This window comes from Pseudooceanicola batsensis HTCC2597, assembly GCF_000152725.1.
In the GTDB taxonomy this organism is placed as follows: Bacteria; Pseudomonadota; Alphaproteobacteria; order Rhodobacterales; family Rhodobacteraceae; genus Pseudooceanicola; species Pseudooceanicola batsensis.
Genome location: NZ_CH724131.1, coordinates 949,491 through 963,717 on the forward strand (window position 1 = coordinate 949,491; position 14,227 = coordinate 963,717).

A 14,227-nucleotide genomic window follows, 5' to 3' on the forward strand; every position below is an offset into this window, starting at 1 on the left:
CTCAGTCTTCCTCCAGCGGTGCAATCAGTCCGACGACGTTTCCCTCGCCGTCCTCGACATAGGCGCAGCGGCCCACGCCGGGATAATCCATCGGCGGCAGGGCCTCGGCCCCGCCGTTCTCCAGCGCCCAGCCATATCGGGCGTCGCAATCGTCGACCTCGAAGGTCATGGTGCCGCCCCGGATGGGCGAGCCGGCGGCGGGCGCGGCATCCGCGCGCCTCATCAGGGCGGCCGTCATCGCCGTGGCCTCGGCGATCCCCTCCACCAGGTGGTACTCCACCTCCTCGCCGCCCGGCATCGGCGCAAAGGACCAGCCGAAGAGCCCGCCGTAGAAGGTCTTGGCCCTGCCCATGTCCGAGACGTGGATCTCGAAATGCGGCATCAGGCGTCCTCCGTCTCGTCCGAGGTCTCGATCGCCTCGCCCTGCGGCAGGTCCTCGGCGTAGATGTCGCTATAGAGCTCCTCCACCGCCGGCTCGGGGCTTTCCTTGGCGAACTCGGCCGACTGGTTGACGATCTCCTTGATCTCCTTGTCGATCGCCTTGAGGTCGTCTTCTGAGGCGTGATCCTCGTCCAGCAGCATCTGCCGCACCCGCTCGATCGCGTCCTTCTCCTCGCGCATCTTCTGCACCTCCTCCCGCGTCCGGTACTTGGCCGGGTCGGACATGGAATGCCCGCGATAGCGGTAGGTCTTGATCTCGAGGATATAGGGCCCCTTGCCCGAGCGGCAGTGCGCCACGGCCTTGTCCCCGGCGGCCTTGACCGCCAGAACGTCCATTCCGTCGACGACCTCGCCGGGGATGCCGAAGGCCTCGCCCCGGGTGTAGAGATCGGGCGTCGAGGTCGAGCGTTTCTGCGCCGTCCCCATGGCGTACTGGTTGTTCTCGATCACGAAGATTACCGGCAGGTGCCACAGCGCCGCCATGTTGAACGTCTCGTAGACCTGCCCCTGGTTGGCCGCGCCGTCGCCGAAATAGGTGAAGGTCACCCGGTCGTTCCCGAGATACTTGTCCGCGAAGGCCAGCCCGGCCCCGAGCGGCACGTTCGCCCCCACGATCCCGTGCCCGCCATAGAAGTGCTTTTCCTTCGAGAACATGTGCATCGAGCCGCCCTTCCCCTTGGAATAGCCGCCCTCGCGCCCCGTCAGTTCCGCCATCACACCGTCGGGGTTCATCCCGCAGGCCAGCATGTGGCCGTGGTCGCGATAGGTGGTGATGCGCTTGTCGCCCTCCTCCGCCGCGGCCTCGAGCCCGACGACCACGGCCTCCTGGCCGATGTAGAGGTGACAGAAGCCCCCGATCAGGCCCATGCCGTAAAGCTGGCCGGCCTTTTCCTCGAACCGGCGGATCAGCAGCATGTCGCGATAGTAGGATTTTAACGCGTCCGCCGAGACGTTGGGCTTTGCCCCGGCCGCGGATTTACGGGTCGCCATCAGGCCTCCTCCGATCCGATAGTTTAACGTTGAACTATCTCATAAAGCATTTCCGCCCCGCATGCGAGGACGAAATTGCCCCCGGCACCGGCGCCGCGGCCTCTTGCCGCCGGAAGGCGCACCCTCCCCCGAGAAGACAGGCATCGAGACCCGCGCGTCGCGCCGATCCGCCCGAGCCGCCCGCGACAACCGCAAGCTTCGCCGCCGTCGCCGGAGCCTGCCACGCAGGCCCCGAAGACCCCGCCGACCGTGGGCGGCAGGAGGACGGGAGGCGGCGCCTGCGCCCCTTCTCGACCCGCAAAGCCCCCAAGCGCCCGATCCCCCCCTTTTTCGCCGCCTGCGGCGTCAAGAACCCGACCTGCCGCTAGGCATCTCCCCGCTATGCGGGCCAAGCGGGCGGGCGCCCGAGACGCTTCCGACCGCAACGGAACCCCGCGCCGCCCCGACGGCGCCTCATCCCGGCCGGCCGCCGGCCCCCTCGACTGTTCGAATGCATGCAATACGGGCCCCGAGACCAAGGCAGCCCCGCGCCGCCACGTCCGGGGGTCAGCGAATGACGATCTCGTCCGACCGCATCAGCCCCAGCACATCCCGCGCCTGCTGGTCCAGCAGATCGAGATCGAGGTACTCGTCCGAGAGCCGCTCCGTCAGGTTCTCCATCCGCGCGATATCGGCCTGCAGCACATCCAGCTGCTCGATCAGCGCATCCCGATCCGCCTCGATCTCGGTACGGCGAAAGAGCCCCATCTCGCCCTGGACGGCGGAAAAGGTGAAATACATGCCGACACAGAAAACGCCCGCGAAATAGATCAGCCCCGAAAAGGCGGGGCGTCCCGGATTGCTCATGATGACCTCATCCCGCCTCTTCCGGACGGTGCAGACACAATGCCACAAGCGATTCGCCCTGTGAATCCCTTTTCCGTTAAGCCTGTCTTAAATTCCCATCACAATCACCGCGCCTACCCCCTTCTTTGGTCCGGCAAGTATCCTCGGGGGTCCGGGGGCAGACAGCCCCCGGTCCCGCCATCGACACCCCGCGCCGACGTCAACCCGCGGAAGCCCCGTCCTCCTCAAGCTCCCCAAGGTGCCCTACGACCATCATCCCCGACCTTGACCGACGATCTCCCGCCACCCGCGCCAACCATCATCCCCGGCCCCGACCAGGGATCTCCCGCCACCCGCACCAACCGTGATCCCCGGCCCTGACCGGGGATCTCCCGTCGCCCGCGCCAACCCTCTTCCCTGGCCCCGACCGGGGATCTCTCGTCACCCGCGCCAACCCTCGTCCCAAGGCTCCACCCGGGATTCTCCCCCGGGAGCTCCTCGCAACGCGTCCGAGTATGACATCAGAACAAGCCAGTCCCGGTCCACCGGGACCCTTCGCTCCCCCGGTTCGCCGCCGAAACGAGAGACTCGCTCCCCAGACGCGGCGCTCGATCCCGGGGCTCCGCCCGTTCGCGCCTCGATTGATCCACCGGATCAATCGCCGCTCCCCAGACGCGGCGCTCGACCCCGGGGCTCCGCCCGTTCGCGCCTCGATTGATCCACCGGATCAATCGCCGCTGCGCGGAGCGGCGCTCGACCCCGGGGCTCCGCCCGTTCGCGCCTCGATTGATCCACCGGATCAATCGCCGCTGCGCGGAGCGGCGCTCACCCCGAAACCGAGGCCGCGTGGATCGCGTCCACCGTCTCCGCCAGCACCGCATCGAACTCCGCATCCGACTGCTGCGCCGACAGCCCCTCGGTCAGCGCGCGCGAGAACGACGCGATCATGCCCGACTGCCGCGCCAGCCGCGCGTTCGCCTCCTCCCGCGAATACCCGCCCGACAGCGCCACCACCTTGATCACCCGCGGATGATCCACCAGCGGCTTGTAGTGGTTGTCCACCTCCGGCAGCGTCAGCTTCAGCATGACCTCCTGCCCCTCGGACAGCGCATCCAGCTCGGCCACGATCTCGTTCAGCAGCATCTCCTCGGCCTCGGCCTTGTCGGCGATCGAGATCGTCACCTCCGGCTCGATGATCGGCACCAGCCCGTGGCCGAGGATCCGACGGCCCACCTCGAACTGCTGCGCCACCACCGACCGCACGCCCGCCGGGTGCGCAGCCGAGATGACCGAGCGCATCTTGGTCCCGAAGATCCCCTTCGACACGCCCTTTTCCAGAAGCGCGTCCAGATCGGGCATGTCCTTCATCACCTGCACGCCGTTCTCTTCCCCGGCCAGCCCCTTGTCGACCTTGAGGAAGGGCACGACCTGCCGCTCCTCCCAGAGGTACCGCGCCGTCGGAATGCCGTCGATCTCGCCGTCCATGGTCCGCTCGAACAGGATCGCACCCACCACCTTGTCGCCCGAAAAGGCCGGCGACTTGATGATCCGCGCCCGCATCTCGTGGATCAGGCCGAACATCTCCTCCTCGCCGGAATAGGCATCCTCCCCGATCCCGTATAGGTTCAGCGCCTTGGGCGTCGAGCCCCCCGACTGGTCAAGCGCGGCGATGAATCCCTGGCCCGCGGCAATCTGCTGTTTCTGCTGTGCTTTCGTCATGATACGCCCTGTTTCTTCAATTCCCTGCGCGGCTCGGACCGCCTTGTCGGGTTTCTAGGCCGCGTGGCACGCCCTGGCCAGCCCGTTGGCGCTAACGCCCCGCCTCAACCCGACAATGCGGCGACGCCGGGCAGCTCCTTGCCCTCCATCCACTCGAGAAAGGCCCCCCCGGCGGTCGAGACATAGGTGAAGGCCTCCGCCGCCCCGGCGCCGTTCAGCGCCGCCACCGTGTCGCCGCCGCCCGCGACCGAGGTCAGCCGCCCGGCCCGCGTCAGTTCCGCCGCCCGCGCCGCCGCCGCGTTGGTCGCCGCGTCGAAGGGCGGGATCTCGAAGGCCCCGAGCGGCCCGTTCCAGATCAGCGTCTTCGCCCGGTCCAGAGCCTGCCCCACATGCGCCACCGAATCCGGCCCCGCATCCAGGATCATCGCGTCCGCCGGGCAGTCCTCGGCCTTCACCACCTGGCTCTCGGCGCCCTCCTTGAACTCCCGCGCCACCACCACGTCGCGCGGCAGCAGCAGCTCGCAGCCCGTCGCCGCCGCCTTCTCGGCGATGGTCCGCGCCGTCCCGGCCATCTCGTGCTCGCAGAGCGACTGCCCCACATCCAGCCCCTGCGCGGCGAGAAAGGTGTTCGCCATCCCGCCGCCGATCACCAGCATGTCGACCTTTTCCACGAGGTTCCCCAGCAGGTCGAGCTTGGTCGACACCTTCGCGCCCCCCACGACCGCCAGCACCGGCCGCTCCGGTTCGCCGAGCGCCGCCTCCAGCGCCCGCAGCTCCGCCTGCATCAGCCGCCCCGCGCAGGAGGGCAGGTGATGCGCCACCCCCTCGGTCGAGGCATGGGCCCGGTGCGCCGCGCTGAAGGCGTCGTTGCAATAGACATCCCCCAGCCCCGCCAGCCGTTTCGCGAAGGCCGGGTCGTTCGCCTCCTCGCCCGGATGGAACCGGATGTTCTCCAGCAGGATGACGCGCGCCCCGGCCTGTTCCTCGGTCGGGCTCTCGCCGCCTTCCAGCGTCTCGATGAAGGCGACCCTCTCGCCCAGCTTCTCCTCCAGCACCGGCAGCACCTGCCGCAGCGACATGTCCAGCACGACCCTGCCCTTGGGCCGGCCGAAATGCGCGATCAGAACCGGCTTGCCCCCCCGCGACAGGATATCCCGGACCGTCGGCACGATCCGCTCGATCCGGGTGGCATCCGTCACCCGGCCCGCCTCGACCGGCACGTTTATGTCGACGCGCACCAGCACCCGCTTGCCGTCAAGTTCCAGATCGTCAAGGGTTTTCCATCCCATATCGGCCGCTCCCGCCTGTCCGGTCCATAGTCCCGCGCCTTTTCGCGTGCGCGGCCAGAGGCGTCAACACCGGTAGCGCTCGCGCCGCGTGAGGGGAAACAATGGCCCGGTTTGCCGCCGATTCCACCCCTCCTTCCGAAGCACCCGATCCCGCAAGGGGTCGCCGCCTCCCGGGCAACGCGCGGTTTCCGCCCCGGCCGCCCCCGCCCCGGCGAACCTGCCCGGCCGCACACAAGGGGGCCGACAGGCCCTCGCACTGACACGCGAGCGTTTCCCCCGGCCGTTCAGGGCCACCCCGCCCCCTGTCCCGGCAGTGACATAGACGCCGCCCCGAATGCAGGCCGGCACCGCCCGCGAAGACGCCGGACGATCCCACGACCCCGACACGACGACCACCCGCCCCTCCAACAGGAGCAGTCCTTTCAGGCTCGGCCCGCTCGGCCGGGTCTCGCGGCTCCCCTCGGCACCCCGGAAATCGTCTCCCGCCCGCAAGCGCCGACCCGCCCCCGGCGCGGCGCCCGCGCCGCCGTCCCGCCTCGACCGGCCGCCAGGCCCCTCTCGCCACCCGGCCCGTCAGGCGCCCCACCCCTGCTTCTTCTTGCCCGAAATATCCCGGGGAGCGCGAGGGGCCGGCCCCTCGCTCCGCCCCCTTCCGCCCGCGCGACCGCTTGGCATTTGCCGCCCGTCCGACTACATCACCCGGCAACACCCGGACCGGAGGACCCCATGGCCGAGATCAAAGACCCCGAGAACACCATCCTGATGGAACTCAAGGACGGCACCGTCACCATCGAGCTTCTGCCCGACGTGGCCCCGCAGCACGCCGACCGGATGAAGGAACTCGCCCGCGCCGGCGCCTACGACAACGTGGCCTTCCACCGCGTCATCGACGGCTTCATGGCCCAGACCGGCGACGTCCAGCACGCCAACATGGAACAGGACTACAATCCCCGCATGGCCGGCACCGGCGGCTCCGACCTGCCCGACCTGCCGGCCGAATTCTCCAAGCTGCCGCACGACCGCGGCACGCTCGGCGCGGCGCGGTCGCAGAACCCCAATTCCGCCAACAGCCAGTTCTTCATCAACTTCTCCGACAACCACTTCCTCAACGGCCAGTACACCGTCTACGGCCGCGTGATCGAGGGCATGGAACATGTCGACGCCATCACCCGGGGCGAGCCGCCCGCCAATCCCGACCGCATGGTCTCGGTCAAGGTGGCGGCGGATGCGTGACGCCCTGATCGCCCTGGCGCTGCTGGCCGCCGCGCCGCTGCACGCCACCGGTCTCGACATCGAGATCGGCGGACAGGCCAGCGGCACCGTCCACATCGACCTCTTCGAGGACCTCGCCCCGGACCACGTCGCCCAGATCACCGCCATCGCGGAAAGCGGCGCCTATGACGGCGTCTACTTCCACCGCGTGATCGAGGGCTTCATGGCCCAGACCGGCGACGTGCAATATGCCCATGCCGGCGGCGACATGCGCCGCGCCGGCACCGGCGGCTCCGACCGGCCCGACATTCCGGCGGAGTTCTCCGACCGCCCCTTCGACCGCGGCGTGGTCGGCATGGCCCGGTCGCAGGACCCGGACAGCGCCAATTCGCAGTTCTTCATCATGTTCGACCGGGGGCACTTCCTCAACGGCCAGTACACGGTCGTCGGCGAGGTGACCGAGGGCATGGAGGTGATCGACGCCATCAAGCGCGGCGACGGCCCCAACGGCGCCGTCATCGGCGAGCCGGACCGGATGGTCACGGTCACCGTCACCGACTGACCCACCCCGACCGGCGGCCTTCCGTCCGCCCCGGACCGCACCGAGGCACCGGTCACCCGACACCGACGGAATCCCCGGCCCCGACCGGGGATCTCCAGCCACCTCGCGCGAACCTCATCGCCGGCCGCGGATCTCCCTCCCCCGCACCACCGCCGTGCCCGGTCGCAACTGCGGGTCTTTCGCCAGCCCGTATCAACCTCATCCCCGGCCCCGACCGGAGATCCCGGGACACCCCGCGCCAAAACCGCCTCCCCGCTCCCCCACGACGCCAGAAGAGCGGCAGAGCCGACACGCCATCCGCAAGGCGCCCCTCCGGCGCCCTTCCCCAGCCTCCGCGCGCCGGCGTCATTGAAATCCGCACGTTTCCCTCCAGCTTCTCCTGTGGTTGGATCACCCCGTACCCCGCAGAAGGAGCCGCGATGCGCCTCGCCATCGACGTGAAGATGCACTACCGCTTTCCGGTCCCGAATACGGTCTTCCTCGCGCTCGAGGCCGCCGAGACCGACGGGCAGATCCTCCGCGCGCAATCCCTCCTGACCGGCAACGCCACCCAGTACCGGATCGCGGGCGATGCCGGCGTCGGCGAACGGTTCTGGGCCACGGTGCCGGGCAACGACCTTGTCGTGGACTACGCCGCGACGGTGGACATCACCCGCACCGCCACCCCGCTCGAGATGCTGCCCGCCACGCCCGTCCACCTGATCCCGGCCGAGGCCGCACCCTACCTGCGCCCCTCGCGCTACTGCCAGTCGGACAAGTTCGTCGCCTTCATCGACAAGCGCTTCGGCCATCTTCAGGGCGGGGCCAAGGTCGCCGCCATCCGCGACTGGATCGAGGAGAACCTTACCTACGTGCCCGGCGCCTCGGATTCCGACACGAACGTTCTGGAAACCTTCGCCAGCCGGCAGGGGGTCTGCCGCGACTATGCGCACCTGCTCTGCGCCATGGTCCGCGCCGCCCAGATCCCGGCCCGCGCCGTCGCGGCCTACGGCCCGGACGTCTGGCCGCAGGATTTTCACGCCGTGGCCGAGGTCTGGCTGAACGGCGCCTGGCACCTCGTCGATGCGACGGGCATGGGCGGCCCGGAAACCCTCGCCGTGATCGCCGTGGGCCGCGACGCCTACGACATCGCCTTCATGGAAAGCCAAGCGCCCGCGCAACTGCTGTTGCTGCAGGTCCAGGTCTGGCGGGTGTAGCCGGGCTTGGGCCGCATGTGGGCACCACCCAGCATTGCGTCCTCGTTGGCGGCCGTATCCGGCTTTCAGCCGGGCCCGTCCTGTACTCGGGAAATGGTGCACGCGCCCTGAAGAATTTCTTTTCATGCAATTGCGCCGTTGCAGAAACGCAAGTCGCTGAATATACGATAACATTTTTAGCAATGCACGTATGACGTGAGCCATCTATTCCCGGAACTCGTTTACATGGCAAGCAAGAACATGTTTGGCTGAACGTGTTTGGGACTGAGATTGAACCAGACAAATATTTTATTGGGGGAGATACAATGAGAAGAGAACTTCTGATTGCCGCAGCGATTGCGGCGATCTCGTCGCCTGCATGGGCTGTCGAGATCAACTACCTGGACGGTTCGCAAGGCTGGGACAAGGGTCCGACCAACGCCAACGGCACGGCAGAAATCGTCGATTTGACCGGGGAAGGAGGCGCGCTCGAGAACAATGCGCCGCAGCCGACCGGCGCGGTCAAGCTCACCACGGACGCCACGAACGCCGGACGGGCCGAGGTCAGCCTTGAAGGTAATTTCGGGCTGGTTTCCGACCTCCTCAATGGAGGCCTGACGGTTCAGTATTCCTGGTACGACACGGCGGGAACGCCGGTCGCGGCTCCGTCCCTGAAACTGGCGTTCGACAATCCCACCTACGACGCGGGTGCAGGGAACGATGGTTACGGCCAACTGATTTTCGAACCCTATTGGCAGGGACCGACGAATGCATCGATCACTCCGACCCAGGGCGACTGGGTGACCGAAACGATCAACCTGAACAGCGGCAAGTTCTGGAACTCCGGCATGTTCGGCGTCGCCAGCTCCGCGGGAGGTCCTCCCAACCAGACGATCACGGAGTGGGCGGCCCTGTCCGACCCCGCTTTCCTCGACGCGAACCTTGTCGGAATCTCCGTCGGCCTCGGGTCCTACAATCCGTCCGAGACCGGTTACGTCGACGACATTCGGATCTCGGGAACGCTGCTCGACGGCAACTACGATTTCGAAGCCACGACGCCCGCCATTCCGCTGCCGGCCTCGCTGCCACTGCTTCTTGCCGGGTCGCTGGCACTGGGCGGACTGCGCATGCGGCGGCGCAAAGGCTGACGCCTCGCCGATCGACGGAAGAAAGGGGGGCCTGAACGCAGGCCCCCCTTTTCATTCGCTCATATACCCAAGGGCCTCACCCCCCGAACAGGTGATCCATCGTCAGCGAGGGCTGGTCGCAGCCCGCCTCGCCCACCACCTTCGCGGGAACGCCGGCCACCGTCTTGCAGGAGTCCACGTCGTGCAGAACGACCGATCCCGCCGCGATCCGCGAACAGTGGCCGATGCGGATGTTGCCCAGCACCTTGGCCCCCGCACCGATCAGGACTCCGTCGCCGATCTTGGGGTGCCGGTCCTCCTCTTCCTTGCCGGTCCCGCCGAGTGTCACCGAATGCAGCATCGACACGTTGTTGCCGACCACCGCCGTCTCGCCGATGACGATGGAATGGGCGTGGTCGATCATGATCCCCTGCCCGATCCGGGCCGCCGGGTGGATGTCGATCCCGTAGACCTCGGAACAGCGCATCTGGAAGAAATAGGCCAGGTCCTGCCGGCCCTCCCGCCACAGCCAATGCGCCACGCGATAGGCCTGCACCGCCTGGAAGCCCTTGAAATACAGCAACGGCTGGATGAACCGGTGACAGGCCGGGTCGCGGTCGTAGGTCGCCACGATATCCGCCCGGGCCGAGGCCGCCAGATCGGGATCCGCGCGATAGGCCTCGTCGCAGATCTCCCGCAAAAGCTGCTCGGACATCTCGGAATTGGTCAGCTTCATCGCGATGCGATAGGCCAGCGCGTTCTCGATCGACGGATGATGCAGCAGGGCGGAATGGATCTGCCCGCCCAGGAGCGGTTCCTCCGAGATGGCGTCTTCGGCTTCCTGCGTCATGCGATCCCAGACGGGGTCGACCGCGGTGACCGAGGGTTGCGTATGGGCCATGGCGCATCCTTTCCTGTTCGCCGCCAGCCTAGCAAATAGCCGCCCGGGGTGAAAACGCAATGATGTGATGAGCGCGATTGCGGGCCCGAATGGGTCAGAGTTCCTGTCCCGCCCAGGCCCCCGGCCCGAAGCTCGCCGAGACCTGCGCCACCGTGATCCGCCGCCCGGGGGTCCCCCCGTCCGTCGCCTGGTCCGCCGCCCGGTAGGTCCAGACCGGCGCGTCGAGCGTCACCTCGCGCACCACCTGCGGCCCGTCCATCACGCGGAGCAGATAGCGCTCCGACTCTTCGCCCAGCGGCACGTCCAGCCCCTCCCATCCATCGCCCCCGATCCGGGTCCGGCGCGTCCAGCGCACCACGAGGTCGCCGCCCGAGGGCGCGACCCGGAGATGCACCGGAGAGAGCGGCCGCAGCCCGATCCCGGCGAAGGCATGAACGAGGTGGCGATAGGAGCCGTCGGAATAGCTGCGCCGTGCCGGGCCGATCCGAAAGTGCCGCGCAAGGTTGCGCTGCGCCGGGCTCAGCCCGATCTGCGCGGGCGTGCCGTCGATCAGTACCACATAGGACCCGGCCGGCCGGACGTCCGGCATCTCGGCATCGGTGCCCAACTGCCCCCGCAGACGGTGGCTGAGCAGAAAGAGCCCCTCGCCCCCCGGCACCGCGTCGCGGAACTGGAAAAGCTCCCATCCGCCCGGCGTTCCGTCCCCGATCGCCATCAGGTTCTTCCCCGCCAGCAGCCCCGCGTCCGTGACCGAGGCCACGGCCCCGCTCGTCAGCCGCACCGCCAACGGCACGCCCCGGTCGATCCGCCCCGGCGCGGCGGCGGCCAGCGGCGTTTCCGTTACGCCGATGACCGACCGCGCGTCGATCACCCGGTCCAGCGCGTAATCCGCATCCTCGGCGGCGGAATGGACCGCGACCGTCCCCGGCCAGGGCTGCGCCGTCACCGCCAGGTGCGGCGCATGAGGCACTTCGTCGCCACGCATCAGCGGCAGGTCCAGGAACAGCGGCAGTACCGGCACCGGCGGCACGAAGGCGCTCTGTTTCGGCAGCGTGTCGGCCACCTCGACCGCGCGGTAGCTCTCGGGTTCGACCCGCACCGCCTCGGCGATCTGGAAGGCGCCGCGCTCCACCCGGTCGATCCGGTAGCCCTCGGGCCCCTCGCCGATCCGCACCACGTCGCCCGGCCCCAGATCCGCCAGCGAGGGCGGCAGGGCGAACCGCAGCGTGTCCCGCGCCACCTGCGCCTCGGCCAGCCATCGCTCGGCCACCTGCCGCCCCTCGCCGCGCAGCATCGCAAGCCGCAGCTCCTGCCCGGCTACCACGTCGCTGTCCTCCCGCGGGAGGGTGGCCTCTTCCGCCACCGTCTCGAAATCCGCGCCGTACTCGACAAAGCGGATCCGCACCCGGCCCGCCATCTCGGCCTCGGCCGCGCGGGTCTGCTCCAGCGTGCCGTCCAGCTCCGTGCTGTGGCACAGGCGCTCCGGCGCGATCTCGCGGTCGATGCTTCCGTCGCGCATGGCGAAGCGCAGCGCCCCCTCGCGCTCGACCGCGTCGAAGCCAAAGCGCAGCATCAGCGGCTGGAGCGCCTGCCGCGCCGTCCCGCCCGCCGGTTCCTCGTAGCCCCACACCAGACCGTGCAGCCCGCTCACATCCACGTCCCGCAGCCCCGAGGCCGCGCAGATCTCGCGCACCACGCCGGCCAGCGACCGGGCCGAGGCGCGCCCCGTCAGCCAGTGCCCCCGCGCATGGTTGCCCCCGTCCGACCAGACATCGGAATTGGCCGGGAACCACGGAAAGGGCCGCGCGTCCCAGGCCCAGACATGGGCGCGGGCCATGTCCACCATGGGCGCGCCATAGACCGCCGAGACCGGGTTGTTCGCCCCGTCGCCCCAGTAGGAATGCATCGCCCGCAGGTACTGCATCGCGATCAGGTCGTCGCGCCGCCCGGTCGAGTGATGCGGCAGCGCGGATTCCGACGACTTGGGGTCGAGAAACTTGTTCGGCTGGTTCGTTCCCTTGTCCACCGCCGCGCAGCCCAGTTCGGTGAACCACACAGGCTTCGACTGCGGCACCCAGCCGGTCGGTTCCGCCTGCCGGACCCCGCCGATCCGCTCGTGATGGGCGTTCTCCCACCACGACCGGATGTCCTTGACCCGCCAGACCCAGGGCTCGTCATGGGCGCCATCGGTGATCGGGGTGCGGATCTGCGCCGCCCGCGCCGCGTCGGAATGATAGAACCAGTCGTAGCCCTCGCCGCCTTCGATGTTGGCCCTGAGATAATCGAGGTCATAGATCGACCCGGCCTCGGCATCCGCGTGCCCCTCGCCGTCGCGCCAGTCCGACAGCGGCATGTAATTGTCGATTCCGATGAAATCGATCTGCGGATCGGACCAGAGCGGATCGAGGTGGAAATACCGGTCCGCCGTGCCCTCGGGCTGGTACCCCCCGTATTCCGACCAGTCGGCGGCATAGCCGATGCGCGTCACGGCCCCCAGGATCGCCCGCACCTCTGCCGCCAGCGCCCGCAGCGCCGCCACCGCCGGAAATCCCTGGTCGTCGCGGATCTGCGTGAGTCCCCGCATCTCGGACCCGATACAGAAGCTGTCCACGCCCCCGGCCGCCGCACAGAGCGCGGCCAGGTGCAGAATGAACCGTCTGTAACTCCATTCCGCCGGGCCGGAATAATTTGCCGCCCCCGGCGTCACGGTGAAATCCGACGCCTGGGCCGTTCCGAAGAAGGCCGCCACCTCGGCCCCCGCCGCCGCCGTCCCGTCGGGCGAGCTCTCGATGCCGGGCGCCACGGAACAGGTCATCCGCCCGCGCCACGGAAACACCGGCTGGCCGCTCCCGCCGTAGGGATCCGCCAGCCCGTTCCCCGCCGCCTGCCGCATCAGCAGAAAGGGATAAAGCATCACCTTCCGACCGCGCGCCGTCATCTCGCGGATCGCCTGGATCACCGAGGCGTCGCAGGGCGTCCCGCCATAGAGCGGCTGGCCGTCCTCTCGCGGCACCACCGGCGCGGTCCCCCGCGTCAGCCCGGCCACCGTCCAGGGCATTTCGGCGCCGTCGCTCTCCTGCTGCTCCACCGCCGGCTGCACCGAACACGACCCGCAGCGCAGATCGTCCCCGAACCAGCTCACCACCAGCGAGACATGGTCGCAGCCCGGCAACTCGGCCTCGAGCTGATCCAGCGACGTCGGCAGATCGGCCTTGCCCGAGGGGGAATGCACATTCGCCATCTCGACCCGGCCCGCGCCCAGGTCCCGGCTGACCGGCACCGTCGCCAGCGCGTATTCCCCGCTGCCCGGGATCATCGCCACGCCCCGGATCGCGCGCGCCGGATCGTCCGGCCCGATCTCCTCCGGCGCCGGACGGATCACCTCGAACGAGAACTGCGGGACGCGGTTGCCCCATGTCCCGAGATCCAGGTCCTCGATCATCACGTAGGCCGTGCCGCGATAGGCCGGAACCGCGCCCGCGCCCTCGACCGCCTCCATCTTGGGATCGGGCAGCTGGTCCGCCGCGCCGGTATAGACCCGCATCGCCAGCGAGGTTCCCGCGATCTCGGCCCCGTCCGCCCAGATCCGCCTCACGCCCGCGATCTCGCCCTCGCAGAGCGCGATGGCCAGGCTGACCCGGTAGCTGTAGCGCCGGACCTTGGGTTGCGGCGGCGCGCCCTTGCCGCCGCCGGTCTCGGTCACGATCTCCTCGAACCGGGTGGCCCAGATCACCTGTCCCGGGACGCGCATCCGGCCATGCACCCGCGCCACCGGATCGCCCTCGCCCGCGCCCATGATGCGCAACCGGTCGACCCGGCCCGTCTCGACCGGGTCCGAGCCCTGCCCCATGAGCCGCTGGTCGATGGCCCGTCCGATGACCGCGCCCACGAAGCGGCCCGCCACGACCGAGGACAGGCCGAAGACCGTCCCGCCGAGCGATCCGCCGATGGCCGCGCCGGCGGCAGAGAGTAGAAGGGTTGCCATG

Annotated in this window: 11 protein-coding genes; 4 read left to right on the forward strand and 7 right to left on the reverse strand. The window is 68.9% G+C overall.

Translation table 11 applies throughout. The annotated features are described in order from the left end of the window. Position 1: 1 nt before the first annotated feature. The 5 genes from OB2597_RS22400 to OB2597_RS08555 all read right to left on the reverse strand — a co-directional run bounded on the left by OB2597_RS22400 (position 2) and on the right by OB2597_RS08555 (position 5,264). A complete protein-coding gene (locus tag OB2597_RS22400) occupies positions 2-382 on the reverse strand; it encodes a VOC family protein (RefSeq protein WP_009805142.1) in 381 nt (126 codons plus the stop codon). Further along, entirely contained in the window at positions 382-1,431 is a 1,050-nt protein-coding gene (gene pdhA, locus OB2597_RS08540; protein WP_009805143.1) for a pyruvate dehydrogenase (acetyl-transferring) E1 component subunit alpha, read from the reverse strand. The genes OB2597_RS22400 and pdhA overlap by 1 nt, the downstream gene beginning before the upstream one ends. Positions 1,432-1,977: 546 nt before the next feature. After that, entirely contained in the window at positions 1,978-2,277 is a 300-nt protein-coding gene (locus tag OB2597_RS08545) for an FtsB family cell division protein (RefSeq protein WP_009805144.1), read from the reverse strand. 804 nt (positions 2,278-3,081) lie between these two features. Then, on the reverse strand, positions 3,082-3,975 hold the full coding sequence (locus OB2597_RS08550; RefSeq protein ID WP_009805145.1) for a fructose bisphosphate aldolase: 894 nt from the start codon (positions 3,973-3,975) through the stop codon (positions 3,082-3,084). A 104-nt stretch (positions 3,976-4,079) separates the two neighbouring features. Further along, positions 4,080-5,264, reverse strand: coding sequence for a phosphoglycerate kinase (locus tag OB2597_RS08555; RefSeq protein WP_009805146.1), 1,185 nt, complete (start codon positions 5,262-5,264; stop codon positions 4,080-4,082). A 726-nt stretch (positions 5,265-5,990) separates the two neighbouring features. Between OB2597_RS08555 and OB2597_RS08560 the strand changes: the two genes are divergently transcribed. The 4 genes from OB2597_RS08560 to OB2597_RS08575 all read left to right on the forward strand — a co-directional run bounded on the left by OB2597_RS08560 (position 5,991) and on the right by OB2597_RS08575 (position 9,361). Further along, complete coding sequence (locus OB2597_RS08560) at positions 5,991-6,497, forward strand: peptidylprolyl isomerase (protein ID WP_009805147.1); 507 nt, start codon at positions 5,991-5,993, stop codon at positions 6,495-6,497. Beyond that, the gene (locus OB2597_RS08565) at positions 6,490-7,038 is read left to right on the forward strand and encodes a peptidylprolyl isomerase (protein ID WP_009805148.1); all 549 of its coding nucleotides are present in this window, start codon (positions 6,490-6,492) and stop codon (positions 7,036-7,038) included. The genes OB2597_RS08560 and OB2597_RS08565 overlap by 8 nt, the downstream gene beginning before the upstream one ends. A gap of 419 nt (positions 7,039-7,457) precedes the next feature. Further along, the gene (locus tag OB2597_RS08570; protein WP_009805149.1) at positions 7,458-8,234 is read left to right on the forward strand and encodes a transglutaminase-like domain-containing protein; all 777 of its coding nucleotides are present in this window, start codon (positions 7,458-7,460) and stop codon (positions 8,232-8,234) included. Positions 8,235-8,539: 305 nt separating this feature from the next. Next, complete coding sequence (locus tag OB2597_RS08575) at positions 8,540-9,361, forward strand: hypothetical protein (RefSeq protein ID WP_009805150.1); 822 nt, start codon at positions 8,540-8,542, stop codon at positions 9,359-9,361. A gap of 76 nt (positions 9,362-9,437) precedes the next feature. Here OB2597_RS08575 and cysE read toward each other — a convergent pair whose 3' ends face one another. Together cysE and OB2597_RS08585 are read right to left on the reverse strand one after the other, a co-directional pair. Beyond that, a complete protein-coding gene (gene cysE / locus OB2597_RS08580) occupies positions 9,438-10,241 on the reverse strand; it encodes a serine O-acetyltransferase (RefSeq protein ID WP_009805151.1) in 804 nt (267 codons plus the stop codon). Between the two features lie 94 nt (positions 10,242-10,335). After that, on the reverse strand, positions 10,336-14,226 hold the full coding sequence (locus tag OB2597_RS08585; protein WP_009805152.1) for a baseplate multidomain protein megatron: 3,891 nt from the start codon (positions 14,224-14,226) through the stop codon (positions 10,336-10,338). Position 14,227: the final 1 nt, after the last annotated feature.

What these genes read in the sequence shown, in the direction of transcription:
- OB2597_RS22400 (WP_009805142.1), bottom strand. Translation starts at nt 382, where the DNA reads ATGCCGCATTTCGAGATCCACGTCTCGGACATGGGCAGGGCCAAGACC.
- pdhA (WP_009805143.1), bottom strand. Translation starts at nt 1,431, where the DNA reads ATGGCGACCCGTAAATCCGCGGCCGGGGCAAAGCCCAACGTCTCGGCG.
- OB2597_RS08545 (WP_009805144.1), bottom strand. Translation starts at nt 2,277, where the DNA reads ATGAGCAATCCGGGACGCCCCGCCTTTTCGGGGCTGATCTATTTCGCG.
- OB2597_RS08550 (WP_009805145.1), bottom strand. Translation starts at nt 3,975, where the DNA reads ATGACGAAAGCACAGCAGAAACAGCAGATTGCCGCGGGCCAGGGATTC.
- OB2597_RS08555 (WP_009805146.1), bottom strand. Translation starts at nt 5,264, where the DNA reads ATGGGATGGAAAACCCTTGACGATCTGGAACTTGACGGCAAGCGGGTG.
- OB2597_RS08560 (WP_009805147.1), top strand. Translation starts at nt 5,991, where the DNA reads ATGGCCGAGATCAAAGACCCCGAGAACACCATCCTGATGGAACTCAAG.
- OB2597_RS08565 (WP_009805148.1), top strand. Translation starts at nt 6,490, where the DNA reads ATGCGTGACGCCCTGATCGCCCTGGCGCTGCTGGCCGCCGCGCCGCTG.
- OB2597_RS08570 (WP_009805149.1), top strand. Translation starts at nt 7,458, where the DNA reads ATGCGCCTCGCCATCGACGTGAAGATGCACTACCGCTTTCCGGTCCCG.
- OB2597_RS08575 (WP_009805150.1), top strand. Translation starts at nt 8,540, where the DNA reads ATGAGAAGAGAACTTCTGATTGCCGCAGCGATTGCGGCGATCTCGTCG.
- cysE (WP_009805151.1), bottom strand. Translation starts at nt 10,241, where the DNA reads ATGGCCCATACGCAACCCTCGGTCACCGCGGTCGACCCCGTCTGGGAT.
- OB2597_RS08585 (WP_009805152.1), bottom strand. Translation starts at nt 14,226, where the DNA reads ATGGCAACCCTTCTACTCTCTGCCGCCGGCGCGGCCATCGGCGGATCG.